The organism is Aquimarina sp. AU119, from assembly GCF_900312735.1.
Taxonomy (GTDB): domain Bacteria; phylum Bacteroidota; class Bacteroidia; order Flavobacteriales; family Flavobacteriaceae; genus Aquimarina; species Aquimarina algiphila.
In genome coordinates this window covers 182,734-207,470 of sequence record NZ_OMPF01000001.1, presented here as the reverse complement: position 1 = coordinate 207,470, position 24,737 = coordinate 182,734, and the positions used below count along the sequence as shown (strand labels likewise).

Here is a 24,737-nt window from a genome sequence, read left to right as displayed (position 1 = left end):
ATTATTATGTTTTTAGTTTATCCTTTTACAAGCTCATTTACAGTCCAATATTCGATAAGACATTTGATCTTGTGTACATAATCTTCATATTTTAATGGTTTGACAATATATCCTGAAGCACCAATTCTATAAGCCTCTTTAAGATCTTGATGATTGTTAGAAGTGCTTAATATGACTACAGGTAAATATTGTAAAGTTGCATCTGCCTTTAGTTCTTTTAAAAACTCCAAACCGTTCATTTTTGGCATGTTTAAATCCAGAAAAATTAAATCTGGGAGTTTCTCTTTTTGAGCTAAAACATCTAGTGCTTCTTCACCATTAATAGCTTCAATAATGTTGTGGGGGTAATTGTTTTTTTGCAAGACTCGTGCAAATTTTAATCGTTCTATTTCGTCATCGTCAATCAATAAAATGTTCAAGCCCATTTCGTTTCAGTTTATTAAGTTAAGTTAAAAATTGTTTTTTAACAACAATAAAGATGTTCTTTTTATTGATGGATTTAGTATTTCTTTCGCCAAAACCTATTTTTAGTGTAGATGAATGGGAGTTTTCTATAGATGAATGGAAATTATTTTTTTTCTCATCAAGATATCAAAATGATCAAGATATAGAGAAGACTTAAACCTTCTCAAACTACCATTATTATTATGTTGATTGATTTTTAGGAGTTAATGTTTTGATAGCCATTCTTTTAAGAAAATAGAAGAATGATCTATTCTTTTTTCTTAACGACGAATCAAAAAAATGAAAAAAGGTTTGGTTTATTTGATTTACTTATATAATTTTGAAGTGTACTAGGTAACTAATACACTAATCATGATACATTTTAAAAACATAAGATTTTATTACCCAAAGGGAAAAACAATCCTTGATGATATTTCATTGGATTTTGTTCCTGGTAATATATATGGAGTATTTGGGAAAAATGGAGAAGGAAAAAGTACTTTGATGAAAATTGTAGCAGGGTTATTGTTTCCAAAGTCTGGTAAATATCATGTTATGGGAGAGGCTATGTCCAGAAATACAGTAAAGTATCTTCAGCATATGTTTATCGTACCAGAAGATTTTGAGTTACCGGGAATAAAGATTTCTAGTTATGAGCATATAAATTCTCCTTTTTATCCTGAGTTTTCGAGAGAGCAATTCTATGAATTGTTAAAAGAGTTTAAACTTTCACCTGACGAAAAGATATCTACGCTTTCATTTGGACAAAAGAAAAAAGTACTGATTGCATTTGGGGTTGCTACAAATACTAAGTTATTACTGATGGATGAGCCAACTAACGGTTTGGATATTCCATCAAAAAGTCAGTTTAGGAAAATTATGGCTTCAGTAGTAGATCAAGGTAAATGTGTTGTGATTTCAACCCATCAAATTCGGGATTTGCATAGTTTAATCAATCATATAGTGATTCTGGATCAGTCCAAAGTTGCTTTTGATCAACCGCTTTCAACTATTTCTGAATGCTTATGGTTTGGAAAAACCAGACGAGATAGCAATGAGTCTATTATTTACTCTGAAGCATCATTTGGAGGTAAAACCATACTCTCACGTCAGGATAAAGATGAAACAGAGGTTGATCTTGAGCTTTTATTTAATGCGGTATTAAATGAGCCTGTACGGATTAGTAATGCTATTAAAAACACCTATCATGACTCAGCAGTTTAATATTAGAAGAATAGGTAATTTTATCTATAGGGATATTGTATTACTTAGAAATACAATAATTACAACCTTGTCTGTAGTTGGTGCACTTTTATTATTCTTTTTTTTATATGATTTAAGAGGAGATCATATAATATCAGAAGAAGAATTTGCAAGTAATTTTATGAAGTTTTATGTTGTATTGGGGATATTATTTACGTTCTCCATTTTTAGAGAGGCTCATCATAAGAAATCAAACCTTTTTTACTTTTCGCTTCCAATCTCATCTTATGAAAGAGTAACTGCAATATGGTTAACGACTAGCGCTTTGTATACATTGCTATTTTCAGTATTCGGCTTTTTGATAGGGCAAGTAGCTATAGTTTTGGGTAGTATGTTTTCTGAAACTAATTTTCACCTATTACCAATATTTTCAGAAAGCTATTGGCAAGGTGTAACATTCTATTTTTTTATTCAACCTACTTTTTTATTGGGAGCCATACTATTTACCAAAAATAGAATTATAAAAACATTGCTCTTTGTTGTATTGCTTGTTTTTGGGCTATTTATTTTTAATGGAATACTCTTTTCAATATTCAATATTGGATATGATATATTTTCTGAGGATCAGATAGTTTCTAATGCATTTTCCCTAGCAAGAGAGGACTTTTCGGGAATTGGAATATTCTTATTTGTGATTATTATGGTGCCAGTGATGCTTCTGGCTGCATATTTTAAGATAATTGAAAAGGAAGTTTGATCATGGATTTTGATAATAGTAAACCTATTTATTTACAAATCGTGGACTTTTTTTATGAAAATATCCTCTCAAAGAGATGGCCCGAAGAAGAACGAATACCTTCTGTAAGAGAGATTGCAGTAATGGTAGAGGTTAATCCTAATACTGCCATTAGAGCTTTTAACCACCTACAGGAACTAGGGGTGATTTATAATAAAAGAGGAATAGGATATTTCGTTTCGGAAAACGGATATAATACAGTTCTTAGTATTAAGAAAACAGAGTTTAAAGAAGAAATTCTTCCGGATATATTTAAAAAAATGGGACTCCTGGAGATAAAATTTGAAGAAGTAAAAGATGCTTTCAACCAATATCTAAATAATAAGGATAATGAAGAGAAGTAACCTGATCTTATTAAGTGTATTAATTGTCATTTTTTTCTTTTTTCTGGCATTTCAATTATCGGTACATCGATATGTGGTAAAAGAAGAGAGAGAAGAAAAAGAGATAGTGATTAATAGAAATGTTATAACTGAAAAAAGATCAATTTTGGACTTTAGTAAAATATCAGTAAAACATGGAATTCAAGTTTTTTTTCACCAAGACAGTGTAATACAGTTGAAAGTTGAAACTCTGGAAAATTTGATGCCTTACGTTAAAACCGAAGTACAAGATGGAAAACTAGTAATAGAAAAAATTGAGAAGGTAAAACAAAAAGATACAATTAAAGTGTTTGTCTCTGCAAATAAGTTAGAGGAGATTAACATGGGTACAGGAGTACATTTTGAAACCATAGGAAAAGTTTCAGGAAAAGATTTAAAACTAGAATTTAACGGCGATAATACTGGGAATTTAGAATTGTATTATGAGTCTGTACAATGTAAAACTGCACCAGGTTGTAATGTAACGTTAACAGGAGATACAGAGGAAATAAACTTTACCACATATCATGAAAAATAATGAAAATTAAATTTTAAAATATAAAATCATCATCAATCAATCATCAATCAAAAAACGAACATTATGGAATCACATAAAAAAATCGGAAAAATAGCAGGAGGTTTATTCTTGCTTATGATTATAACCGGTGCCACGGGTAATTCACTTAGAGGGTTGTCGTTGTCTCTTATAGCATCTCAAAATTTTTTTAACCAAGTTTTAGAAGATTTAATACAAATGAAAATAGCCATTCTTTTAGATTTAATTGCAAGTGGTATTGGAGTTTATATTGGTATCATACTATTTTCTATTCTAAAACAATACAACAAAAAAATAGCTATTGGGTATGTTAGTGTATTGGTCGTAGGATTTACAATAACTGTAATGAGTAATATCACTCATCTATCTTTTATATCATTATGTCAGGAGTTAGCAAAAGGTGTAGCTCTGGATGAAAACTATTTAAGGGTGTTAAGTCTTCTAAAAGTAGAAGAATATTATTGGGCACATTTTTTAATATTAATCACTTTTAGTTTAGGAGCATCAATTTTATATTATGCGTTATTTAAAACAAAGTTGATTCCACGGTTTTTATCAATATGGGGGCTTATTGCTGTCATACTGGTCTTTTCAGTATCGATGCTACAGGTTTTTGACTATGCGGTAAACTTTATTTTTTACGCTCAAAATGGAGTGTATCTATTATTTTTTTCTATATGGCTTATGGTTAAAGGATTTAATCCATCCGCAATTATTACTAAGTCTGCTACATAAAGCGTAGAATATATTTAACATCATCAATACAATTGCTTTTTACAAGGCAGTTAAAATCATCATCAATCAAAAAACGAATATTATGACCACAGAAAATCAGGTTGTGGACACACAACAACGCAACCCTAAAAGTGAAAAAAAACTGTCAAAAATACGATTGTATTTAATGAGAGGACTCTACCTTCTTACGTTCTTGAGTTTAGGATACAATTCATGGTTAGAAATTATCATACCCAGCGAAAAATGGGGGCCTTATGATGGTATTACCTTTAGTTTTTGGGCAGCGTATGCCATTTTGATGGGTATTGGAATTCGATATCCGATAAAAATGCTACCACTTTTATTACTTCAATTATTTTATAAATCGGTATGGTTAATAGGTATTGCATATCCTTTATGGTCGACGGATCAATTGGATTCGGTTTCAGCAGATTTTCTTAGACCATTTCTTATTGCAATTCCAGTAGATCTTATTGTGATTCCATGGGGATACGTATGGATACATTACATCAAGGGCTTTTTTAAGTTTAGATAATAAAAGTTATTTAGATATATACGTATTTAATTTAGGTTTTTGGTAAAATGACCAAGAACCGTTTCATCAATCATCATCAGTTAAAAAACGAATATTATGAGTTTACAACATAGTGTTGTCGCTACACCGCAACGTAAAAAAAGAGGTGCAGATAAAGTACTTAATGCAACCGTTACTTTTTGGTTTACCGTTGCAGTAGCAGGTCAATGGTTATTTGCCTATTATGTAACTGCCTTTTATGGAGGAGCAGCTCTACAAGGCGACCTTATGAAATGGAATCAGGTATTACCACACGGATACACGCCAGGTGAAACCATGGGGAATCTTGCCGTAGCTATTCATCTTTTATTAGCTGTGATTATGATGGTAGGAGGTCCACTTCAGTTTATTCCGCAACTTAGAACTCGTGCAAGATCCTTTCACCGTTGGAATGGTCGATTATACATCATAACTGCTTTCGTGATTAGTTTTAGTGGAGTGTATATGGTTTTAAGCAAAGGAACTGTTAGCGGTTTGATAGGCGACATTAGTGTTAGTATTAATGGAATCCTTATTATGCTTTTTGCAGCACTTGCTTGGCGTACCGCTGTTGCCCGTAAGTTTGATGCGCATCGTCGGTGGGTACTTCGTCTGTTTTTAGTAGTAAATGGTGTTTGGTTTTTTCGTATAGGCCTGATGCTGTGGTTATTTATCCATGGTGGTCCTGTTGGATTTGATCCAGAAACCTTTAGAGGTCCATTTCTTATTTTTCTTGGGTTTGGGCAATATGTGATTCCGCTTATTATTTTAGAACTCTATTTGTATGTGCAAAATAATTCAGGTGCACTTGGACGTATTCTTATGGCAACTGGTTTTGGAGTATTGACCATTTTAATGGGTATTGGGATTTTTGCTGCTACTATGGGGATGTGGTTACCTCGTATATAATAAAGGAGTTTCAATCAAAAACTAATTTTCTCTTAAAAATATTAGAAGATGAATACGATAACAATCAAGAATAAACACGATAGAAAAATAAACGAATTAGAAAAAATATGTATAAAACTCAGAGAATTTGAAAAGACTAAGGATTATAAAGCATTTTATACTTTTATAAAAACTACACAAGTTCCCTTTATACCTTGTTATGAAAGAAAGGCAAAAGCGATTTATCAGGAATGTTTTGATACTTTGCATAGTATTGGTGAGATTTCAATTCCTGTTGCCGTAGCATTATCAATGCACTATTATGTTTTAGCATCTTTATCATCATATCCTTTTTCTATACAAAGTATGGAATATTGGAAAAGAGAAATGTTATTAAAAAAAATTAGAAAAGAAAAATTGTTGATAGCTAACACGGGCTCGATACGAACATTTAAAGATACTTCTATAAATGAAAACATAATTACACAAATAGAAAAAGACAACTATATAGTTAATGGAGAAGCACCATTTATGTCTTTGTCTGAAGTTGCTGATTATATAGTGTTTACTGCTGAGTTATCAAAAGAGGATAAGCTCGTGTTTTTTGTGTCGTCAAATACTAATGGAATTACATTTCATGATGCTCCCTTCGGAGATGAAATGTTAGGATCATTTACAAAATCAGTAAGATTCGATAATTTAAATGTTAATAGCAATAACGTTATTAAATTAAACAGTGCCAAAGAGGAAAAGTATGAGTTATTGATCTATCAAAGATCCTGGTTCCAGGGGTTGATATCTGCGCCTTATTTGGGAGCAGCGTTAAGTGTTATTTTGTGTTTGAAGGAATTTAGCAGGAAAAAAATCAGACATGATAAATTACTTTCTGAGTCAGATAATTTCCTGGATAGTATTGGAGAATTAATGATGAAGTATAAAACTGCAAATCAATTATGTAAATATACAGGGGTGTCAATTTCGAATTTTAAAAAAGGAGATACGGTACTATTAGAAAAGATGTTTGAAACTTCTGTGCTATCAAAATATTATTCTACACATATTGCTGAAGAAATTGTTACTAAAATCAGATCCTTAATGGGATCAAAGTTTCTATCTCCTGGTACAATAACCAATAAAATCTATAAAGAAATAGTATATGGGTCTTTACAGCCTATGACTGATCTGGATATCAAAAATTACTTTGGGACAAAAGTGATGCATCATGAAACTTAAATCCATGTTTTATTCGATCGTTTGTTGTATACTACCACAAGTAAGCATATTATTTCCAAAATATGGATTGCGAATTTCTTTATCTAAACTTAACCAGGATGCTCCTTTGTTATTATTTGCCATAGGACAGAATTGACTATACACTTTTTGGGAAATACCAAAGGTTTGAATTGCATTGGTTAACCCTATCGACAAACCTATAAAATGATTTCTTTGTTCTTTTATATCAGGTGCGTTGATTATAGCATGTGTAGCTCGCTTAATTTGATCTTCTATTTGTATCCATTGATTCTGATTCGATATGTCGATAAGTAATTTTACATTGATGGCTTCTATATTTTTGATCATAGCAATCGACGCTTTTTTAGCTATATCAGCGTCGTCTTTTACCAAAGCATCTTTTAAAAGTATATACTCATCGAGTACTTTTTTTAATTGCTCTTGAAATTTTAACGATGTTTCATTCTTTGTCATTGCATTTGATACATCTACGGCATGATGCTCTTTTGTTTTTGAGTTTTTTGTACTCATCATAGATTTTTTGCCTTGTAATTGTGCAGCAGCATCAACCGTAAATGTACCATGAGTAACAATTTCATCTCCTGTATTTAAACCATCAACTATTACATAATGGTCACCTATTTTATTTCCTAAAGTAACTTCTCTCATTTCAAAAACAGGAGCGTTGAGGTCTGTTTTGAGATACACTACAGATCGTTTTCCCGTCCATAAAATAGCAGTCGAAGGAATACTTAATAGTTGCTTTTTGTTCATATTAATATCACCGCTAATGCTACCTTCAATAAACATTCCAGGTTTAAATTGAAGTGCTGTATTATCTAAAACAGCTCTTACTATTACTGTTCTTGTTTTAGTATTCAAGACAGGATCTATAAATGATATTTTTGCATTAATAGTCGCATTTGGATTTGCATTTGTAGTAATCGATATAGGCTGGCCTTCTTTAAGTCCGGTAATTTGTTTTTCATAGGCATCAAAATTTGCCCAAACGGTATTTAAGTTTGCCACTTTCAAAAGAGGTTGCCCTTGTTTAACATAGTCACCTTGTTCTACTAGTTTTTCTGAAACCGTTCCAGAAACCGTAGCGTATACAGGAATATTCTCCTTTACCTGGCCTGATGTTTCTATGGTATTAATTTGACGATCAGAAAGTTTCCATAGTTTTAACTTATTGCGTACTGCTTTATATAATGCCGGTTGAGATGTTTTTAAAGAAGCAGCAGTTATCAATTCCTGTTGCGCCGCAAATAATTCTGGAGAATATATAGTTGCCAATAATTGACCTTTACGTACTTGATCTCCAGTGAAATTTATATTCAGACGTTCTATCCTTCCAGAAAAATAACTGACTTGCACTGTATTTGCTTCTTCATTTTCTACAATCTTACCAGACAGTTTTATGGTGTTACTTTCAGTCTCATTATGACCAACAATAGATGTTTGAATATTGGCTAATGCCATTGCATTTTCTGTCAGTTTAAATTGATTTGCTAATAACCCGGAGTTTTCAGTATCAACAGGAATTAAATCCATTCCGCAAACAGGACAATCTCCTGATTCAGGTAACATAATTTGTGGATGCATAGCACAAGTCCACATTTGATTGGTTTTCTCATGTTTGTCATGATTATGGACAGTACTTTCGTTAGAAGAGCTTCCAAAAAATAACCATCCAAAGAATAATCCGATAGCTAATATTATAATATATACGAGATAATTTTTCATCTTAAAAAATGTTTAATAACATAAATATTGCCATAATGATCATAATAGCATTTTCTATAAATGTAGCTTCGGTCATAGGAAGTTTTAAAGCAGTACCCAGACAGGCACAGCGAATTGTTTTTTTATCAAGAAGTGTTTTTGTAACACCGATTGTGGTAATACTCAAAATAACAAGTGTACTAATTAAAGCAATTTGTATTTCGAATCGCATTAAAAACAAGATTCCCAAAGCGGTTTCGATAAATGGGTATATCCTACCATAGATAGGTAAACGTTTTGCTAATGGGTCATACATGCTAAAAGATGCGGGAAACCCTTTTAAATCCAGCATTTTAAAAAAGCTAAAAACAATGTAAAACAACCCCATGAAATCTAGCATTACCTCACTAACACTCCAGTTTTTATAATGTAACAAATTACTAGCTACGGTAATGTACAAGAGAATTAGTAATAGTGGTTGTAGTTGTTGTAATTTATTTTTTTCTTTTACAAGGGTATTAGAATCTTGTTTAGGTTCGAAAATGTTTTTAGATTCTTTTTCTGCAATTGTATATTTTTCGGGTAACCCTTCTTGTAAGATTGAAGTTGGGATATGAGTATTCATTGTCACTTTGGCTTCAGCTTTTTCCAGATTTACTAAAACTTGAGTCACTCCATCGACTTTTCTCAAATATTTGTCAACAGAAGCTTTACATCCGCCGCAGGTCATTCCTTGTATTGTATATGTGTGTTCCATGTTTTTAATTGCTTAAATAATTGATGATGGTTGTAGCATTAAAATATGCTTTCACCGATGCTATTTGATTCATTTGAAATTTTAGTTGTAATTCCTGAATGTCCAGAACATCATTAAAATCAATGGTTCCGGTTTCATAACTCTTTACCAATATTTCTTCTGCATCTTTTGCTTGCTTTAAATTTTTTGCTTGAGTATCAAAACGTATTCTTGCTGTTTTTCTATCTGTAATTGCTTTATCCAGTGCAGTTTTTAATGTATTAAGTCGTTCTTGTTTTTGAACCTTAATTTCTTGCTGCTTTAATTGATTTTGCTTTGTTTTTGATTTGTGTTTTTGATTGAAAAGAGGAATAGATAATGACACCATAGGCATTATAATATCTTTTCCATTATCGCTAAAATTCATATTTGGTCGTTCTGAAACGGCTATATAATCGATACCAAATCCAATCATAGGATTACTTTTCTTTTGATTCAATAGTTCTGATTGCTCTACAGATTGGTATAATTTATCATATTTGATAAGTTCAGGATGTAATGCTAAAGTAGTAGAAGTAAAAGATACATTTTCTGAAGGAATAGTTAATTCGTTTACGATCTGGATTTCTATAGACTTATCTCTATCTAAAAGGGTGTTGAATACGGTTTGCTCAGCGAGAAAGTCTTGTTCTGATACGGCCAATACCTGTGATAATTCGTTTTGTCTAATTTGCAAACGCAACACATCGACTGCTGAAGCTTTACCTATTTCTACAGCTGTTAGAGCCAGTGTTTCATATGTTTTAAGTAATTCAATATGTTGTAGCAGGATTTTTTGTTGTGCATTAATCGTGTATAAATTGTAATAGGATTGTGAGACAGCAACGATTAATTTTCTTTTTGCAATGACAATATCCTCGTATTTGGCATTTGCAATAGCACTCGCATAACTTTCTCGCGCTGTTATAGAACCAAACCAGGGGATCATTTGTTTTATAGATACTTTTGCTTTTTGAGCTCCTGTTCTGGTTTCAGGCTCACTCACAAAATATCCAACACCAATTTCTGTATTGGGGATGGTACGAACTTCATTTGTTTTCTCCGTTGTAATTTGATATTGCAGTTCGAATTTTTGAATTTCTGGACTATTTGCTAGTGCCTCTTCAATATAAGTTTCGAGTTGTTGACCACTAGTGAAGTGAAAAGTGAAAAGTGAACAACCGAAAACAAACACTCTTTTAGATAGAGAACAGAATATGAGATTACAAAAACCTGATATGTATTTTACTATTTTCATTTTGAAATACTTGATTTTGAAGTTTTAATACTACTCACTAACATTGCCACTAATTCTTTGTTCTTTAGAAGAGATGTCTCATGTTGTTTTTTGTTAATGTAACCCGTATCTTTTAGCTGGTCTATCCAATACATAGATTCGTTTGCTTCTTTAAGGGAAATACTCATTTTGTGAATGAAATCGTTTTTACTTTGTGCAAACTCAGCTTCACGGATTAGAGCACCAATAACTGTTCTGCTTCGTAATAATTGTTTGCTTAAAACATATTCTTTTTTTTCAGAAACTAAGAACTGAGATAACTTCACAATTAAGATTGCAAAGGCATAACTTTTATCTTTTAATATACTTTTACTCATAATTTCTGTTTTTTCATTTTCAACTTAACATTTTTCATTTCTAACTTTTCGTTTTCTGAATCACTTTGACAAGCTCAGTGTGACAATACGTTTTTTAATACTTCTTATGTATTTCACTTTTCACTTTTAGTTTTCCATGTTTCATTCTTCACTTTTCACTTTTAGTTTTTCACTTTTCACTCTTCACTTTTCACTTTCATCTCTTCTCTCCAGCTGAATAGCACAGGTACTACAAAAAGTGTAATCAGAGCTATTAACATACCCCCAAAACTTGGTATCGCCATTGGTATCATAATATCGCTACCTCGTCCTGTCGAAGTAAGAATTGGTAACAAGGCCAAAATTGTTGTGGCTGTAGTCATTAAACAAGGTCTGATACGTTTTTCTCCTGCTTCAATAATTGAAGCTCTAATCTCCTGTTTTGTTTTGGGTGTGTTTCTATCAAAAGTTTGCGTTAAATAGCTCGCCATGACCACTCCGTCATCTGTGGCAATGCCAAATAGAGCAATAAAACCTACCCATACTGCAACGCTTAAATTAATAGGATGCATTTGAAATATGTTTCTTACATTTTCACCAAACACACTAAAATTCATGAACCAACCCTGACCATAGAGCCATATCATTACAAAACCACCTGCAAATGCTACGGCAATTCCTGTAAATACGATTAATGAAGTTGTTGTAGATCTAAATTGGAAGTAGAGAATTAAAAAGATAATAAGCAATGCCAAAGGCACAACGATGGATAAGGTTTTTTCTGCCCTTAATTGATTTTCATAGGATCCGGTAAATTGATAATTAATTCCTTTTGGAACTGTTAATTCCCCAGAATCAATCTTTTGTTGTAGTAATTTTTGTGCATTTTCCACTACATTAACCTCGGCAAAACCATCTAATTTATCAAACAATACATATCCTACTAAAAAAGTGTCTTCACTTTTTATAACCTGTGGACCTTGTTCATAGCGTATGGTGGCCAGTTCACTTAATGGAATTGGGTTGCCTTTTTGAACCGGAATATAAATATTTTCCAGATCTGTAGGAGTCGCTCTTAATTCCCTGGGATAGCGCACTCTAATTCCATAGCGTTCTCGACCTTCAATCGTTTTGGTTAAAACCATTCCGCCAACAGCAACTTTTAATGTGTTTTGAACTTCATTAATAGAAATACCATAACGTGCGATTTTTTCTCTATCTATATCGATTAGTAGATAGGGTTTGCCAACAATACGATCAGCAAAAACAGCTTCTTTTTTTACACCTTCGACTTGTTTTAAGATATGTTCTAATTGTAGACCAAAAGCTTCAATTTCTTTTAAATCTTGCCCTTTTACTTTTATCCCCATAGGTGCTCTCATACCTGTTTGTAGCATGATCAAACGAGTTTCTATAGGTTGTAATTTTGGAGCAGAAGTTACTCCAGGTAATTGAGTCACCTTAACAATTTCATTCCAAATATCATCTGGAGATTGAATATGAGGTCTCCAATTGCGAAAATATTCACCATCATGATCTGGAATCAATTTGTCTGCAGTTACAGGAAATGCTGTTGATGTATTATCTTCTTCTGTATTTAGGTTTGGATTTTTTACAAATCCACCATTTTTTAATTCAAATAATCTGTCATCATTTACTTTATAGCGTTGTCTTTTTCCTTTGGAATTCAGCATATATTCTGGTTTATACTGAATCATGTTTTCATACATAGAAAGTGGAGCAGGATCCAGGGCAGAAGTTGTACGTCCAGCTTTACCGACAACAGTCTTGATCTCAGGAATGCTAGCTACCGCCATATCCAATTGCTGAAGCACACGTTTATTTTCTTCTATTCCTGAATGCGGCATTGATGTAGGCATTAATAAAAATGAACCTTCATTTAGAGAAGGCATAAATTCTTTCCCTGTATTTTTCATAATGAGAAACCCACATATAACAATGGTAGAGGGTATTGAAAGAAATAGAATTTTGTTGCCTAATGCCCATTGAAGAATTTTAGTATAATACTTCCTGAATAGTGTAAATACGGTTAATAGACCAAAACATATTAGACTTACAAAAATGAGATTCCAGAATATATTTTTGTCTACCCCTAAGGGTCTCCAATATTCTGCTAACAGAAATATAATGGTTACCGCAGATATACATATGGTGATAAGATTTGCATGTTTTTCTGAGAGTTTATTACTTAATTTTAAAAATGTGATAACTCCAAATGCGACCAGTATGAGTCCAAGCCAATAACCAGAAATGATAGCAAACATTCCTAATAGTATTAAAATACTGTTCAGGGTGTACTGTACTGTGTTTTTTAAAGATCTTTTTTTGAATAAGAAAGCGGCAAAAGGAGGTATTAAGAATAACGCTACGATTACAGATGCGGTTAAGGCAAAAGTTTTTGTAAATGCCAATGGTCTAAACAGTTTGCCTTCTGCTCCAGTCATAGTAAACACAGGAATAAAACTTATAATTGTGGTCAATACTGCTGTTAAAATTGCTCCTGACACCTCGGTAGTTGCGTTATAAACAATAGTATTTATAGGAAGGTTTTGTTTGTTTTCGTCTGCATGTCTTATGATGTTTTCAGAAAGGATCACTCCTATATCTACCATGGTACCGATAGCAATTGCAATCCCCGATAAGGCTACAATATTTGCATCAACGTTAAAAAACTTCATAGCAATAAATACTATCAAAACAGCTACCGGTAATAATCCAGATATCAAGACAGAAGCTCTGAGATTAAAAACCATAATGATAATCACCAAAATAGTAATTAATATCTCTAAAGTTAATGCTTCATTGAGAGTACCTAATGTCTCTTGAATAAGTTCTGTTCTATCATAAAATGGAACTATAGTAACTTGAGAAGTTCTACCGTCTTTTAATACTTTTGATGGTAATCCAGCACTTAATTCATTAATTTTCTGTTTTACATTAGTAATGACTTCTAAAGGATTTGCACCATAACGAGCAACTACAACGGCACCAACAACTTCTGCTCCTTCTTTATCTAATATTCCTCTTCTAGTGGTCGGTCCCAAAGAAACTTTACCAATATCTTTAATTTTGATAGCTGTATATAAAGATGAGGTAACAACAGCATTTTCTATATCTGAAGTTGATTTTATATATCCTAAACCACGAACTAAATATTCTGCTTGATTAATTTCTAAAGTTTGCGCTCCAATATCCTCATTACTTTCTTTAACTGCTTTTACAACCTGATTCAATCCAATGTTATATTGACGCATCAGTTCTGGATTAACATCCACCTGATATTCCTGTACATGCCCACCAATAGAAGAAACTTCTGAAACACCATTTGCAGAGGACAACGCATATTTGACATAATAGTCCTGGATACTTCGTAGTTCTTGTAAATCCCAACCACCAGTTACATTTCCATTTTCATCACGACCTTCGAGTGTATACCAGAATATTTGACCTAATCCTGTGGCATCTGGTCCCAATGAAGGACGAACACCTTCGGGTAATAAGCTACTTGGGAGGGAATTCAGTTTTTCGAGTATTCGACTTCGACTCCAATAAAACTCTACATCTTCCTCGAATATGATATAAATATTAGAAAAACCAAACATAGAAGAGCTACGAATAGTTTTTACTCCAGGAATCCCAAGTAAAGAAGCAGTTAATGGATAGGTAATTTGATCTTCAATATCTTGTGGTGAACGACCATCCCATTTTGTAAATACAATTTGTTGATTTTCTCCAATATCAGGTATAGCATCCACTGCTACCGGATTGTTTGGTAAGAAACTCAAATCGGTATTAAAGGGCGAATTAATACTTCCCCAACCTATAAAAAGGAGGAGTAATAGTACTGCTACCAGTTTGTTTTCTATTAAAAACTTGATGCTTTTATTGAGCATTTATTTGATTATTAAACAATTAGACGTGGGTGCGTAAAAACACCAAATACAAAGGGTTGACCTAATGGAGAAAAGTCCATTAGATACTGTAGTCTATTGTTTGAAAATCAAATTAAATATACTTCGTCAAGTTGCTGAATGTTCCTGACGACCAGCGGAGGAGAATATTCCTTAAATGGAACTATATGTTCTTCTAAACCTTCAAAAAGGTCAATGTATGCATTGTAAAAAGATGCTACAAAAATATATTGCTCCAAAGTGAACTTATCATATGAAATTTTAAGTTCATCCTGTCCTTCAAAATTTAGATGTTTATCAGAACAACAATTCTTTTTTGTCATAGCACAGGTGGTAGCTGTTTTTGATTTTTGCATTTCCATTCCGCAAGTTTTTGCTTCTTTGAAAAGTGAAACATCTACCAAAGTCTTTCCACAATAATGCATGTCTACAGTAAATGATAGTGTAGAAAATAACACTACAAATGCTAAAAGGCATGCTGATATATTGTGAACTATTTTTTTCATCTGATATACAAAACTACAAAAAATTAATATAAGAGATTTTTCTTTGATAAAAGTTTAAGGTATGACACATGATATATTAAATATTATAAAGCATAATTTTTGATCAGGAATTGCTCTTTAAATCCAAGTTTTAAATATACATTTTTTCCCATGCTGGATGCTTGTAGGGTCATAAAATCACTTTCGTCACCGATTGCTATATTGATTAGATGTTTCATAATTTCTGATGCAAAACCTCTTTTTCTCATTTCAGGAATGATGCCTACACCATGAATTCCGATTGTTTTTTGTGTCTGGAATGTTATTGCCGTTCCTATGGGCTGGTTTTGATAATATGCTAAGAAATAGTAGATATCATTCCAGGTGCTAGTGATTATTTTTTTAGGGATGCGATACCCAAATGCTCTTGGATAAAGAGCTGCCCATAATTCGGCTTGAGCTTCATTTGAAATATGAACCATGGTCAAATTACTGCTAATTTTAAAGGTTTCTTCTAATTTTAGAAACATTGCAACCTGCTCAAATTGTAATTTGAAATCATTTTTTTCTAAGAGTTCATATGCATTTTTAGTATTAATATTAAAATATGGGATGGTGAGGGGAGAAGATAATGTAGATAGTTTCTTTTTTGCCATATCAATAGAACTCTGGTCTATGGGTTGATTAAACCACAATCTATTTGGCCAATCAGAATCTTTGACTTCACAATACTCAAAAACCGAGTTTTTAAAGTGGGAATCAAAAGGTACACTAGCGGTTTTCCAAAGTGAAGTGAGGTTATTAATATTCTGTGTTATATGTTTATCTTTCATGAGTTTATTTTAAATTGATTAGTACGATTCCAGCTATCATTGAAATCGCTCCAATTATTTTTTTAATAGTAATAGGTTCGGTTGGTAAGTTTAACCATCCAAAGTGACCAGCAAGTATAGAGAATGTTAACTGTCCAAACAGACCAAGAGAGATCATAGTAGATATTCCTAATTTGGGAATAGTGTAATAATATAAACTAACACCTAATACACTAAATAACCCACCAGAAAACCAAAGGTAAACAGGGATCTCTTTTATATCCGTCCAAGTAGGAATATCCTTTACGGTTAACAGGATAAAGGTAACAGCAAAAATAGTGCTACAGAAAAATGCAACCACCGAAGCGAGTATTGGATTTTTAAGAAGAACACCTAAGTGGGCATTGAGACCTCCTTGAGCAGCTAAAAAGACACCTGCGATGAATGCTATAATAGATAATATATATTGATTCATAGTATTTCGAATATATGATCTATAGGTTTACGGATTTTTTTTAAATATTGCGACTTATCCTCTTTAGATCGATACCCAATGGCGGCAATAACTGCGGCATTAAGATTTTTGTTTTTTAACCCTAATATTTTATTGTATTTATCATTTTCGAAGCCTTCCATTGGGCAGGCATCTATTTTTAATTCGGCACAAGCATTTAGTAAATTACCTAGTGCGAGATATGTTTGTCTTATGGTCCAATGATGTAGTTCTATCTTAGTTTTTTCTTTAATTTTTTGTTTCATGAAATCTCCATAACCCTGCAAACTATCAATATTAATTTGCCTGGTTTTTGCTGTTAATTCTAAATAATCATCAATATGTTTATGTTGTACTTTGGTATAATTACAAAAAACAAAGAGTTGAGAAGCGTCTGTAATTTGGGATTGTCCCCATGAAGCAGATTTTAGCTGATGTCTAATTTCTGGATCTTCTATAATGAGTACCCTATATAATTGAAGCCCATAGGAAGAGGTGGATAATTGAATTACTTCTTTTATTTTCTCAAGATTTTCAGGAGTAATTTTCTTAGAAGTATCGAATAATTTAGTCGCATAGCGCCATTTTGAGTTTTTTAATAAATGCATATCACTTTTTTTTAAAGTTTACAGCAAAAATAAACTCAGCGGATAAGGTGTGCATTTACATATGTTGATTCAGAGGTTTTTCTTTAAACTTTTTCTTATTCTGCTCAATTGTGTTGGAGTGATACCTAAATGTGAAGCAATATGTAATTGAGGTATTCTTTGATTGATATCTGGATGTAGTGCAATAAGTTTACTATACCTTTCGGTAGCATTTTGCATTACTAATGAAATTTCTCTTTCTTCTTTTTCGATAACCCAATTTTTTTCGAGATAAGCGATGTAAAAGGCTTTTAAGTCATCATTTTCATTAATTACTTTTCTATAATTTGTATAATTAATATTGATGAGAACAGTATCTTCCAAAGCTTCTAAGGTAAAATTGGAAGGGGTTTTTTGAAGAAGAGAAACCTTAGAACCTGCCAGATCGTGTTCAAGAAAAATGTTTTTATTGTAAATGTTACCTTCAAAATCAGTAAAAAAAGCCCTTAAGGCTCCTTTGCAAACAAAATGAATGTTTTTAGCAACTTGTCCGTTTCTTAATAAAGTATCATCTTTTTTTAGAATTTGAAATGTAATTAACGACTCAATTTGTAACCAGGATTCCCGACTGATAGGAGCATAACTTTCAAATTTTGATTTTAGATCATCAATGTATTTTTCTTCATCCATTATCATTTTCACTTTTAAGTTTTATATCGGGCTAGTGTGATACAAAAATAATGGTATATCAATTACTTTTTGTAATGCATTGTTTCTTTTACACTATGTATTAAGAAAATATAAAAGTAATGTTAGAAGAATACTAATTTATAGAGCCTTATAAATCCACGTCATTTTTTATCCGATTTACGTCATTTAATTATTTCTATGTAGCCATAGTTTTGCACTTTACTTATTTAGACCAAATAAAAATAATTATGTTATCAGAAACCCAACTTACTCTAAAACCTGACCTGGCGGTTGATTATCTTTTTGATGCTTATTCTAAATATGAGTATGAAGTTCATATAGAGAAAGCAGTACAGCACATAAAAAACTTTTTAGACAATACCTCTTTTTATAGTGGAGCATCTGTAGAAGAATTGAGGTCTCGCAAAAGAAGTATTGCTGTAAATGCTAAAGAAAATATAACGTTGGATGACGCATTGCATGAAATTAAGGATGTATTCCTTGATCATGCAATTTCATTTCATCATCCACATTATGTAGCACATCTCAATTGTCCTGTATTATTACCTGCGTTAGTGGGTGACCTTATAGCTTCATCTGTTAATACGGCTATCGAAACCTGGGATCAAAGTACTTCTGCAACATTGATCGAACAGGAAATAATTCGCTGGATTTGCAATAAGATGAATTTCCCTATACAATCTGATGGTGTTTTTACCAGTGGAGGAACGCAATCAAATTTCAAAGCACTTTTGATGGCTCGGGATCATTATGCATTTACCCATTACGGAATAAACCTGAAAGAGAATGGTTGGTCTGATGAAGTAAGCAAATTCCGTATTTTTTGTTCAGATAAAGCGCATTTTAGTATTAAAAAGAATGCTGCATTACTAGGTATGGGATACGATTCTGTAATACCAATAGATACCGATGATAAACTAAAAATGAAGACGGATGCTCTGGTACAAGCTATTGAAAAAGAAAAGCAAAAAGGAAATATACCGATTGCTATAGTAGCCACTGCAGGAACTACTGATTTTGGAAGTTTTGACCCTTTGGAAACGATTTCCAAAATAGCAAAAGAATATAAGATATGGTTTCATGTCGATGGTGCCTACGGCGGATGTTATGTGTTAACCGATACTCACAAAACCCAACTTAAAGGAATTGAATATGCAGATTCTATAACCATAGATTTTCATAAAACCTTGTTTCAACCTGTATGTTCTAGTGCTTTTCTAGTTAGAGATACTAAACATTTTCAATACGTATCTTACTATGCCGATTATCTAAATCCATTAGAGAGTAGAGATGAAGAGTTTCCTAATCTGATCGAAAAATCCATTCAGACCACTCGTAGGTTTGATGCATTAAAATTGTGGTTCACCTTGAAGGTTACAGGAGAGAAAACATTAGGTTCTTTCCTGGAAAAGGTGCATCATCTGGCGCTGGATGTATATCACAATATTAAAGATGATATCTATTTTGAAGTAGCGCATCAACCAGAACTAAGTACACTTGTATTTCGGTTTAAAATTCCCGGAATTGAAGATGATAAGATTTTGGATACTACAAATCTTTATATCAAGAATACACTTTTCAAATCTGGGAAAGCTTCTGTGGCTAGTACAAAACTAAATGGCAAAACCTATTTAAAATTTACGCTTTTAAATCCAAGAAGTACAAAAGAAGATCTTTTTGAGGTGATCAGAATGATTAAAGAACAAGGGTTAAACTATACTACAAATAATTAAAAAAGATAAGATAATGGTGAATGATAGTAAAATATTAGATTTTGTTGCAGTAGGTATTGGTCCTTTTAATCTGGGGTTGGCTTGTTTAACGAATCCAATTGATGATCTCAAAGGTGTTTTTTTAGACAAAAGCTCTGGTTTCGATTGGCATCCCGGTATGTTACTTCAGGACACAACACTTCAGATTCCATTTATGGCAGATTTAGTGACTTTGGCAGATCCTACAAGCCCTTTTAGTTTTTTGAATTATATTAAAGAACAAGGGCGTATATATTCTTTTTATATTAAAGAAAATTTCTTGTTGCTTCGTAATGAATACAATCAGTATTGTCAATGGGCAATACAAAAATTACCTAATTTATTTTTTAATACAGAGGTGATTCATACTCAATATGATGAAAGTGAGCAATGTTATATTATAACTTCTAGATGCACACAGACAGAAGAAATAAAAATATATAGAGCAAAGAAGTTGATTTTAGGAACAGGAACACATCCTTACGTTCCAGCATGCTGTAAAGAATTAGAAGGAAAGGCAATTCATTCTTCATCTTATTTGCAGTATAAATCAGATCTACAATCTAAAAAAGCTATAACGATATTGGGTAGCGGACAAAGTGCTGCCGAGATTTTTTATGATCTTCTTCAGGATATTGATACAAAAGGATATCATCTTAATTGGATTACAAGATCTCCAAGGTTTTTTCCATTGGAGTATTCTAAATTAACTTTAGAAATGACATCTCCAGAATATGTTGATTATTTCTATAATCTATCGCAAATCAAAAAAGATGATTTGATTAAAAATCAAAAACATTTATATAAGGGTATTAATCAAAATCTCATTGCTGATATCTATGATATGATCTATACAAAGCAGTTGACTAATGATAATATCAAGATAGGTTTACGTACTAATTCTGAATTGACCAAGGCTAAATATGAATACAATCAAGACGTTTTTAATTTAGAATTACACCAAACAGAACAGGATAAGATGTATAGACATCAAACTGAAGCATTAGTGCTAGCCACAGGTTATACTTATAAAATGCCTGAGTTTATTGATGGTATCGCAGATCGAATTCAATGGGATGATCAAAGTCGATACGCTGTGCATCGCAATTATAGTATTGATAAACAAGCTAAAGACATTTTTGTGCAAAATGCAGAATTGCATACTCATGGGTTTGTAACTCCGGATTTGGGAATGGCATGTTATCGTAATTCTTTTATCATTAAAGAACTCACAGGAAAAGAATACTACGCTATAGAAAAGCGCATTGCTTTCCAACAGTTTGAAGTAACCAAGGAAGAAGAAATAACTATAGAAGAGCCCATTTTAAAATGACAAATCTCTAAACCTCACTGATCTTTAAGATCTGTGAGGTTTAATACATTAGAAAAAATCGTAGAATAAAAGAAACTTATCAAACCAGAGCTTTAAAATAACAAATGAATCTTAAAAACTTTCTTATACTCATGACTTTGATAGCGGTGGTTAGCGATTATTTGCTTCACCCTTTCTATCCACAGTTTTTTGAAGCTCGTTTTGGGGTTACAAATCCAGAATATGTTGGCTATTATTTTGCTGCTATTTGTTTTATGGTGATGATTGCGTTTCCATTTTGGGCGTATATATCTAAAAAAGTCGCCGAACTTAATATCTTAAGTTATACACAATGTATAGCAGGGATATTGGCTTTATATTGCTATTGGACAACTTCTTATTTTAATTTCTGGATAGTATCTCTAAGTATGGTTTTGTTTAAAGGGAGTTATCTTTTAGTATACCCTTATATTCTTAAAATTATTACTAAAGAAGAACACGTTAATACAATAGGAGTACTCTCTGTTGTGGTTCATTTAGGCGGTATTTTGGGAGCAGTAATCGGCGGTTTAACTGTTGATTTGATTGACGCCAGTTATATATTCTTGATTATGGCGATAGGAGATTTTGTCCAAATGGGGATGAGTATATTTCTATTACAAAGTAAAAAATATAATACTGATAAGAGTATTACAAAAAAAATCACTCCTGAGATTAAGGATAGAATTATCCCCAAAGGCTTTATCCTTAAGATTGGATTAGTGACCATGGTTTTATATTTCAGTGATTTTCTAATTCGTCCTTTTTTCTCTTTATACTGGGAAAGCATATCCTTATATAGTAGTAAAATAATTTCTGGGTTTGTATATGCTATACCTGGTTTCATTGCTTTGTTTGCATTATGGTATCAAAAAACACGAAGCCCAAAAGAGAAACACAGCGGTATTATATCTGCATTGTTTTTGGGAATAATTGGGGCATTACTTCAGGGTTTTCCTGTTGATGTAATTGTGATCGCAGGCAGAATAATTTATGGGTGGGCAATTTTTCAAGCAGTAGTTCGCTTTGATGTATTACTATTCGAATTTAGTTCTCCGGATTCTTATGCAATTGATTATAGTAAAGTACATTTTTTTCAAAACTTAGGTGTATTACTAGCTTCTTTTTCGGTTGGAATTCTTGTAGAGTTTCAGGGGCTCCAAATTCCATTTGTGATAACTAGCATAGGTTTTGTAATAGCTCTTGGAGTGTATTATTTCATATTTCATAGAGTATTTAGGCAAAAACAGGTGAAACAACTAGCAAAAACATAAAGATTTTATGTCAGTACAGCAACAAACAGATTTTGTAGCCGCGTCAAAAGAAGGGTATGAGTTTTCATCTACCTATGAAAACTTTGGAGACATCCATATACGGCATTTTAATGTAGAAAAAGATAGCGTTGTATTACATGATTGGGTAAATCGTGATTATGCAATATTTTGGGGTATGCAGCACTATTCGATTGAACAGGTAAAAGCCGAATATGCTAAATTAATGACTCCAGATCATTATGATGTATTTGTAGGTATGTATAAAGAAGAACCTGTTTTTATAGTAGAGCGTTATCATCCTCAAAAAGATATCATTAAAGACTATTATCAAGCGCAGCAAAATGATTGCGGAATACATATCATCGTGGCTCCACGATCAGAAAATAAAATAAAGAACTTCACCTGGTACATGTTCAATACGATCATGAATTTTATTTTTCAAAATCAACAAGTACATCGCATATTGGTAGAACCCGATATTAGAAATAAAAAAATGTTTGCGATATGCCAGCGAGTAGGATTTCAGCTTAATGCAATAGTAGAGCTCCCTCATAAAACGGCTCAGTTAGCATTCTTAACCAGACAAAAACACCAACAACTTAAATTAGTTCCACAAATCAATAAACGAAGTGCTATGAATACTTTAGATAACGCCGTTTCACCCCAACAATCTGTTGCTCATATACAATCAGAATTATGGGTAAAAGTAAATACATTACTGATCAAAAAAGCAATCTGTGAGTTTAGTCACGAATTGCTTATACAACCTAAGATCATTGAAAAGCTAGAAGATGGATGGAATCGATACCTTTTAAAAACAGATGATTCTACCATTCAATATGAATTTTGCGCAAAGCCTTTAGCATTAAATCATTTGTGGATTAATGAAATTTCTATTAAAAAGTATCAAGAGGCAATGACAATACAACTTGATGCTATCTTATTCATTAAAGAATTTAGAAAACAATTAGGAATTAAGGATAATGCAATGCCGGTTTATCTGGAAGAAATCATTAGCACACTGTACGGAAGTGCTTTTAAGCATATCAAAAGAAATCCAGAAGCTAAAGATTTGGTAGCTGCAGATTTTCAAACCATAGAGCAATCTATGATGGAAGGGCATCCTGGTTTTGTAGCGAATAATGGTCGTATTGGGTTTGATAGTAGTGATTATAGATCGTATGCTCCCGAAGCCGGAAATTCCTTTAGTCTTATCTGGTTAGCCGGGCATAAAAAAAATACGGTATATGCAGCTATAGAGGACTTGCCCTATGATAAATTAATTCAACAAGAATTAGATCAGGAAACGATTTTAGCATTTAATACAGCAATAAAAAATAAAGGTTTTGATCCGGATGATTATTTCTTTATCCCAATGCATCCATGGCAATGGTTTAACAAACTAGCCAATATATTTTCACCAGAAATTGCTATGGGAAACCTAATCTGCTTAGGTTATGGGCCGGATCAATACCTTGCTCAACAATCTATCCGAACCCTATTTAATATCTCTAATCCCCATAAACTATATACCAAAACGGCACTTTCTATTCTAAATATGGGATTCATGAGAGGATTACCATTATACTATTTGGGAACAGCTCCAAAAATGGCAGTGTGGTTAGAAAAATTATTATATAGTGACCCGTATATTCAGGAAACGGGCTTTAGAATGCTTGGTGAAATAGGATCGATTAGTTATGTGAACCCATATTTTGAAGAGTTTGGTCCGCACAATGATTATAATAAAATGTTAGCCTCGTTGTGGAGAGAGAGTCCTATGTCTGCAATAGAAAAAGAACAACAGCCGATGACCATGGCAGCTTTTTTACATATAGATCATCATGGAGAGGCATTTCTTCCTAAAATTATTGATACATCGGGACTGTCGATATCAGACTGGTTACGTAAATATCTTAAAGCATATCTAAGTCCGCTATTACATTGCTTTTATCATTTTGATTTGGTATTCATGCCTCACGGTGAAAATATCATTATGGTTTTAGAAGATCATATTCCGGTAAAAGTATTACTTAAAGATATTACAGAAGAAGCTTGTATTCTTAGTCCTGATGTTGAATTACCAGAGCATTTAAAACGAATGTATGCTCCAGTTCCTGAAGATGTAAAGTTACTTTCGATCTTTACTGATGTTTTTGATGGTTTTTTTAGATTCATGTCTCATGTTCTGGTTGAGCATGCCGAGTATACTGAAGAAAAATTCTGGAAACTTGTAGCAGAAAACATATGGGATTATCAGGATCGTTATCCAGAGAAGAAAGCAAAGTTTGAGCAATATGATCTTTTTGCATCAGATTTTCATTTATCCTGCCTCAATCGACTTCAGTTAAATAATAATAAGCAAATGATTGATCTGGATGATCCCGTAGCACTACTTCAGTTTGCAGGAAGATTACAAAATCCGATTGCAACTTTTAAAAAAGAAGAATCTACATCACAAGTATAAGTTACCTGTTT

Annotated in this window: 24 protein-coding genes; 13 read left to right on the top strand and 11 right to left on the bottom strand. The window is 32.6% G+C overall.

What is annotated here, in order from left to right; translation table 11 throughout:
* Positions 1-17: 17 nt before the first annotated feature.
* Positions 18-425, bottom strand: coding sequence for a response regulator (locus DK442_RS00840; RefSeq protein WP_109433949.1), 408 nt, complete (start codon positions 423-425; stop codon positions 18-20).
* A gap of 68 nt (positions 426-493) precedes the next feature.
* Between DK442_RS00840 and DK442_RS28740 the strand changes: the two genes are divergently transcribed.
* From DK442_RS28740 to DK442_RS00800, 9 genes are all read left to right on the top strand, one after another.
* Positions 494-622 carry a hypothetical protein gene (locus tag DK442_RS28740; RefSeq protein ID WP_255412198.1) on the top strand — a complete coding sequence of 43 codons (129 nt, stop codon included), beginning with the start codon at positions 494-496 and terminating at the stop codon, positions 620-622.
* 194 nt (positions 623-816) lie between these two features.
* The gene (locus tag DK442_RS00835) at positions 817-1,668 is read left to right on the top strand and encodes an ATP-binding cassette domain-containing protein (RefSeq protein ID WP_109433948.1); all 852 of its coding nucleotides are present in this window, start codon (positions 817-819) and stop codon (positions 1,666-1,668) included.
* Positions 1,652-2,404, top strand: coding sequence for a hypothetical protein (locus DK442_RS00830; RefSeq protein ID WP_143915661.1), 753 nt, complete (start codon positions 1,652-1,654; stop codon positions 2,402-2,404). Before DK442_RS00835 ends, DK442_RS00830 begins: the two co-directional genes overlap by 17 nt.
* Positions 2,405-2,406: 2 nt before the next feature.
* Positions 2,407-2,787 (top strand): GntR family transcriptional regulator, encoded by a 381-nt coding sequence (locus DK442_RS00825; RefSeq protein ID WP_109433946.1) that lies wholly within the window; start codon positions 2,407-2,409, stop codon positions 2,785-2,787.
* Positions 2,774-3,343: a GIN domain-containing protein gene (locus DK442_RS00820; protein ID WP_109433945.1), complete on the top strand. Its 570-nt coding sequence runs from the start codon at positions 2,774-2,776 to the stop codon at positions 3,341-3,343. Before DK442_RS00825 ends, DK442_RS00820 begins: the two co-directional genes overlap by 14 nt.
* 63 nt (positions 3,344-3,406) lie before the next feature.
* A complete protein-coding gene (locus DK442_RS00815; RefSeq protein WP_109433944.1) occupies positions 3,407-4,096 on the top strand; it encodes a DUF4386 domain-containing protein in 690 nt (229 codons plus the stop codon).
* 82 nt (positions 4,097-4,178) lie between these two features.
* Positions 4,179-4,631: a hypothetical protein gene (locus DK442_RS00810; RefSeq protein ID WP_109433943.1), complete on the top strand. Its 453-nt coding sequence runs from the start codon at positions 4,179-4,181 to the stop codon at positions 4,629-4,631.
* A 96-nt stretch (positions 4,632-4,727) separates the two neighbouring features.
* Positions 4,728-5,558: a DUF2306 domain-containing protein gene (locus tag DK442_RS00805; RefSeq protein WP_109433942.1), complete on the top strand. Its 831-nt coding sequence runs from the start codon at positions 4,728-4,730 to the stop codon at positions 5,556-5,558.
* Positions 5,559-5,606: 48 nt separating this feature from the next.
* A complete protein-coding gene (locus DK442_RS00800; protein WP_109433941.1) occupies positions 5,607-6,770 on the top strand; it encodes a hypothetical protein in 1,164 nt (387 codons plus the stop codon).
* A 9-nt stretch (positions 6,771-6,779) separates the two neighbouring features.
* On the opposite strand, the gene DK442_RS00795 is transcribed toward DK442_RS00800, so the two are convergent.
* The 10 genes from DK442_RS00795 to DK442_RS00750 all read right to left on the bottom strand — a co-directional run bounded on the left by DK442_RS00795 (position 6,780) and on the right by DK442_RS00750 (position 17,868).
* On the bottom strand, positions 6,780-8,516 hold the full coding sequence (locus DK442_RS00795) for an efflux RND transporter periplasmic adaptor subunit (protein WP_109433940.1): 1,737 nt from the start codon (positions 8,514-8,516) through the stop codon (positions 6,780-6,782).
* A 1-nt stretch (position 8,517) separates the two neighbouring features.
* The gene (locus DK442_RS00790) at positions 8,518-9,252 is read right to left on the bottom strand and encodes a heavy-metal-associated domain-containing protein (RefSeq protein WP_109433939.1); all 735 of its coding nucleotides are present in this window, start codon (positions 9,250-9,252) and stop codon (positions 8,518-8,520) included.
* A gap of 4 nt (positions 9,253-9,256) precedes the next feature.
* Entirely contained in the window at positions 9,257-10,528 is a 1,272-nt protein-coding gene (locus tag DK442_RS00785; RefSeq protein ID WP_109433938.1) for a TolC family protein, read from the bottom strand.
* Positions 10,525-10,884, bottom strand: a complete 360-nt coding sequence (locus tag DK442_RS00780; RefSeq protein WP_109433937.1) for a four helix bundle protein — start codon at positions 10,882-10,884, stop codon at positions 10,525-10,527. The genes DK442_RS00785 and DK442_RS00780 overlap by 4 nt, the downstream gene beginning before the upstream one ends.
* 176 nt (positions 10,885-11,060) lie before the next feature.
* Complete coding sequence (locus DK442_RS00775) at positions 11,061-14,777, bottom strand: efflux RND transporter permease subunit (protein ID WP_109433936.1); 3,717 nt, start codon at positions 14,775-14,777, stop codon at positions 11,061-11,063.
* Positions 14,778-14,884: 107 nt separating this feature from the next.
* Entirely contained in the window at positions 14,885-15,301 is a 417-nt protein-coding gene (locus DK442_RS00770) for a hypothetical protein (RefSeq protein WP_109433935.1), read from the bottom strand.
* Between the two features lie 83 nt (positions 15,302-15,384).
* Positions 15,385-16,113 carry a GNAT family N-acetyltransferase gene (locus DK442_RS00765; RefSeq protein WP_109433934.1) on the bottom strand — a complete coding sequence of 243 codons (729 nt, stop codon included), beginning with the start codon at positions 16,111-16,113 and terminating at the stop codon, positions 15,385-15,387.
* Between the two features lie 4 nt (positions 16,114-16,117).
* A complete protein-coding gene (locus DK442_RS00760; protein ID WP_109433933.1) occupies positions 16,118-16,567 on the bottom strand; it encodes a DMT family transporter in 450 nt (149 codons plus the stop codon).
* The gene (locus tag DK442_RS00755; protein WP_109433932.1) at positions 16,564-17,193 is read right to left on the bottom strand and encodes an NAD(P)H-dependent oxidoreductase; all 630 of its coding nucleotides are present in this window, start codon (positions 17,191-17,193) and stop codon (positions 16,564-16,566) included. The genes DK442_RS00760 and DK442_RS00755 overlap by 4 nt, the downstream gene beginning before the upstream one ends.
* A gap of 69 nt (positions 17,194-17,262) precedes the next feature.
* Positions 17,263-17,868 (bottom strand): Crp/Fnr family transcriptional regulator, encoded by a 606-nt coding sequence (locus DK442_RS00750; RefSeq protein ID WP_109434448.1) that lies wholly within the window; start codon positions 17,866-17,868, stop codon positions 17,263-17,265.
* A 242-nt stretch (positions 17,869-18,110) separates the two neighbouring features.
* Between DK442_RS00750 and DK442_RS00745 the strand changes: the two genes are divergently transcribed.
* The 4 genes from DK442_RS00745 to DK442_RS00730 all read left to right on the top strand — a co-directional run bounded on the left by DK442_RS00745 (position 18,111) and on the right by DK442_RS00730 (position 24,726).
* The gene (locus DK442_RS00745) at positions 18,111-19,616 is read left to right on the top strand and encodes an aspartate aminotransferase family protein (protein ID WP_109433931.1); all 1,506 of its coding nucleotides are present in this window, start codon (positions 18,111-18,113) and stop codon (positions 19,614-19,616) included.
* 13 nt (positions 19,617-19,629) lie between these two features.
* Positions 19,630-20,967 (top strand): lysine N(6)-hydroxylase/L-ornithine N(5)-oxygenase family protein, encoded by a 1,338-nt coding sequence (locus DK442_RS00740; RefSeq protein ID WP_200825071.1) that lies wholly within the window; start codon positions 19,630-19,632, stop codon positions 20,965-20,967.
* 131 nt (positions 20,968-21,098) lie between these two features.
* Positions 21,099-22,259: an MFS transporter gene (locus DK442_RS00735; protein WP_109433929.1), complete on the top strand. Its 1,161-nt coding sequence runs from the start codon at positions 21,099-21,101 to the stop codon at positions 22,257-22,259.
* 7 nt (positions 22,260-22,266) lie between these two features.
* Positions 22,267-24,726 (top strand): GNAT family N-acetyltransferase, encoded by a 2,460-nt coding sequence (locus tag DK442_RS00730; protein WP_109433928.1) that lies wholly within the window; start codon positions 22,267-22,269, stop codon positions 24,724-24,726.
* Positions 24,727-24,737 lie beyond the last annotated feature (11 nt).

Coding starts and splice junctions, on each gene's coding strand:
- DK442_RS00830 (WP_143915661.1), top strand. CDS start 1,652: ATGACTCAGCAGTTTAATATTAGAAGAATAGGTAATTTTATCTATAGG.
- DK442_RS00750 (WP_109434448.1), bottom strand. CDS start 17,868: ATGATAATGGATGAAGAAAAATACATTGATGATCTAAAATCAAAATTT.
- DK442_RS00730 (WP_109433928.1), top strand. CDS start 22,267: ATGTCAGTACAGCAACAAACAGATTTTGTAGCCGCGTCAAAAGAAGGG.
- DK442_RS00810 (WP_109433943.1), top strand. CDS start 4,179: ATGACCACAGAAAATCAGGTTGTGGACACACAACAACGCAACCCTAAA.
- DK442_RS00755 (WP_109433932.1), bottom strand. CDS start 17,193: ATGCATTTATTAAAAAACTCAAAATGGCGCTATGCGACTAAATTATTC.
- DK442_RS00770 (WP_109433935.1), bottom strand. CDS start 15,301: ATGAAAAAAATAGTTCACAATATATCAGCATGCCTTTTAGCATTTGTA.
- DK442_RS28740 (WP_255412198.1), top strand. CDS start 494: ATGGATTTAGTATTTCTTTCGCCAAAACCTATTTTTAGTGTAGATGAA.
- DK442_RS00805 (WP_109433942.1), top strand. CDS start 4,728: ATGAGTTTACAACATAGTGTTGTCGCTACACCGCAACGTAAAAAAAGA.
- DK442_RS00765 (WP_109433934.1), bottom strand. CDS start 16,113: ATGAAAGATAAACATATAACACAGAATATTAATAACCTCACTTCACTT.
- DK442_RS00785 (WP_109433938.1), bottom strand. CDS start 10,528: ATGAAAATAGTAAAATACATATCAGGTTTTTGTAATCTCATATTCTGT.
- DK442_RS00735 (WP_109433929.1), top strand. CDS start 21,099: ATGACTTTGATAGCGGTGGTTAGCGATTATTTGCTTCACCCTTTCTAT.
- DK442_RS00780 (WP_109433937.1), bottom strand. CDS start 10,884: ATGAGTAAAAGTATATTAAAAGATAAAAGTTATGCCTTTGCAATCTTA.
- DK442_RS00840 (WP_109433949.1), bottom strand. CDS start 425: ATGGGCTTGAACATTTTATTGATTGACGATGACGAAATAGAACGATTA.
- DK442_RS00815 (WP_109433944.1), top strand. CDS start 3,407: ATGGAATCACATAAAAAAATCGGAAAAATAGCAGGAGGTTTATTCTTG.
- DK442_RS00825 (WP_109433946.1), top strand. CDS start 2,407: ATGGATTTTGATAATAGTAAACCTATTTATTTACAAATCGTGGACTTT.
- DK442_RS00760 (WP_109433933.1), bottom strand. CDS start 16,567: ATGAATCAATATATATTATCTATTATAGCATTCATCGCAGGTGTCTTT.
- DK442_RS00745 (WP_109433931.1), top strand. CDS start 18,111: ATGTTATCAGAAACCCAACTTACTCTAAAACCTGACCTGGCGGTTGAT.
- DK442_RS00740 (WP_200825071.1), top strand. CDS start 19,630: ATGGTGAATGATAGTAAAATATTAGATTTTGTTGCAGTAGGTATTGGT.
- DK442_RS00820 (WP_109433945.1), top strand. CDS start 2,774: ATGAAGAGAAGTAACCTGATCTTATTAAGTGTATTAATTGTCATTTTT.
- DK442_RS00795 (WP_109433940.1), bottom strand. CDS start 8,516: ATGAAAAATTATCTCGTATATATTATAATATTAGCTATCGGATTATTC.
- DK442_RS00835 (WP_109433948.1), top strand. CDS start 817: ATGATACATTTTAAAAACATAAGATTTTATTACCCAAAGGGAAAAACA.
- DK442_RS00790 (WP_109433939.1), bottom strand. CDS start 9,252: ATGGAACACACATATACAATACAAGGAATGACCTGCGGCGGATGTAAA.
- DK442_RS00800 (WP_109433941.1), top strand. CDS start 5,607: ATGAATACGATAACAATCAAGAATAAACACGATAGAAAAATAAACGAA.
- DK442_RS00775 (WP_109433936.1), bottom strand. CDS start 14,777: ATGCTCAATAAAAGCATCAAGTTTTTAATAGAAAACAAACTGGTAGCA.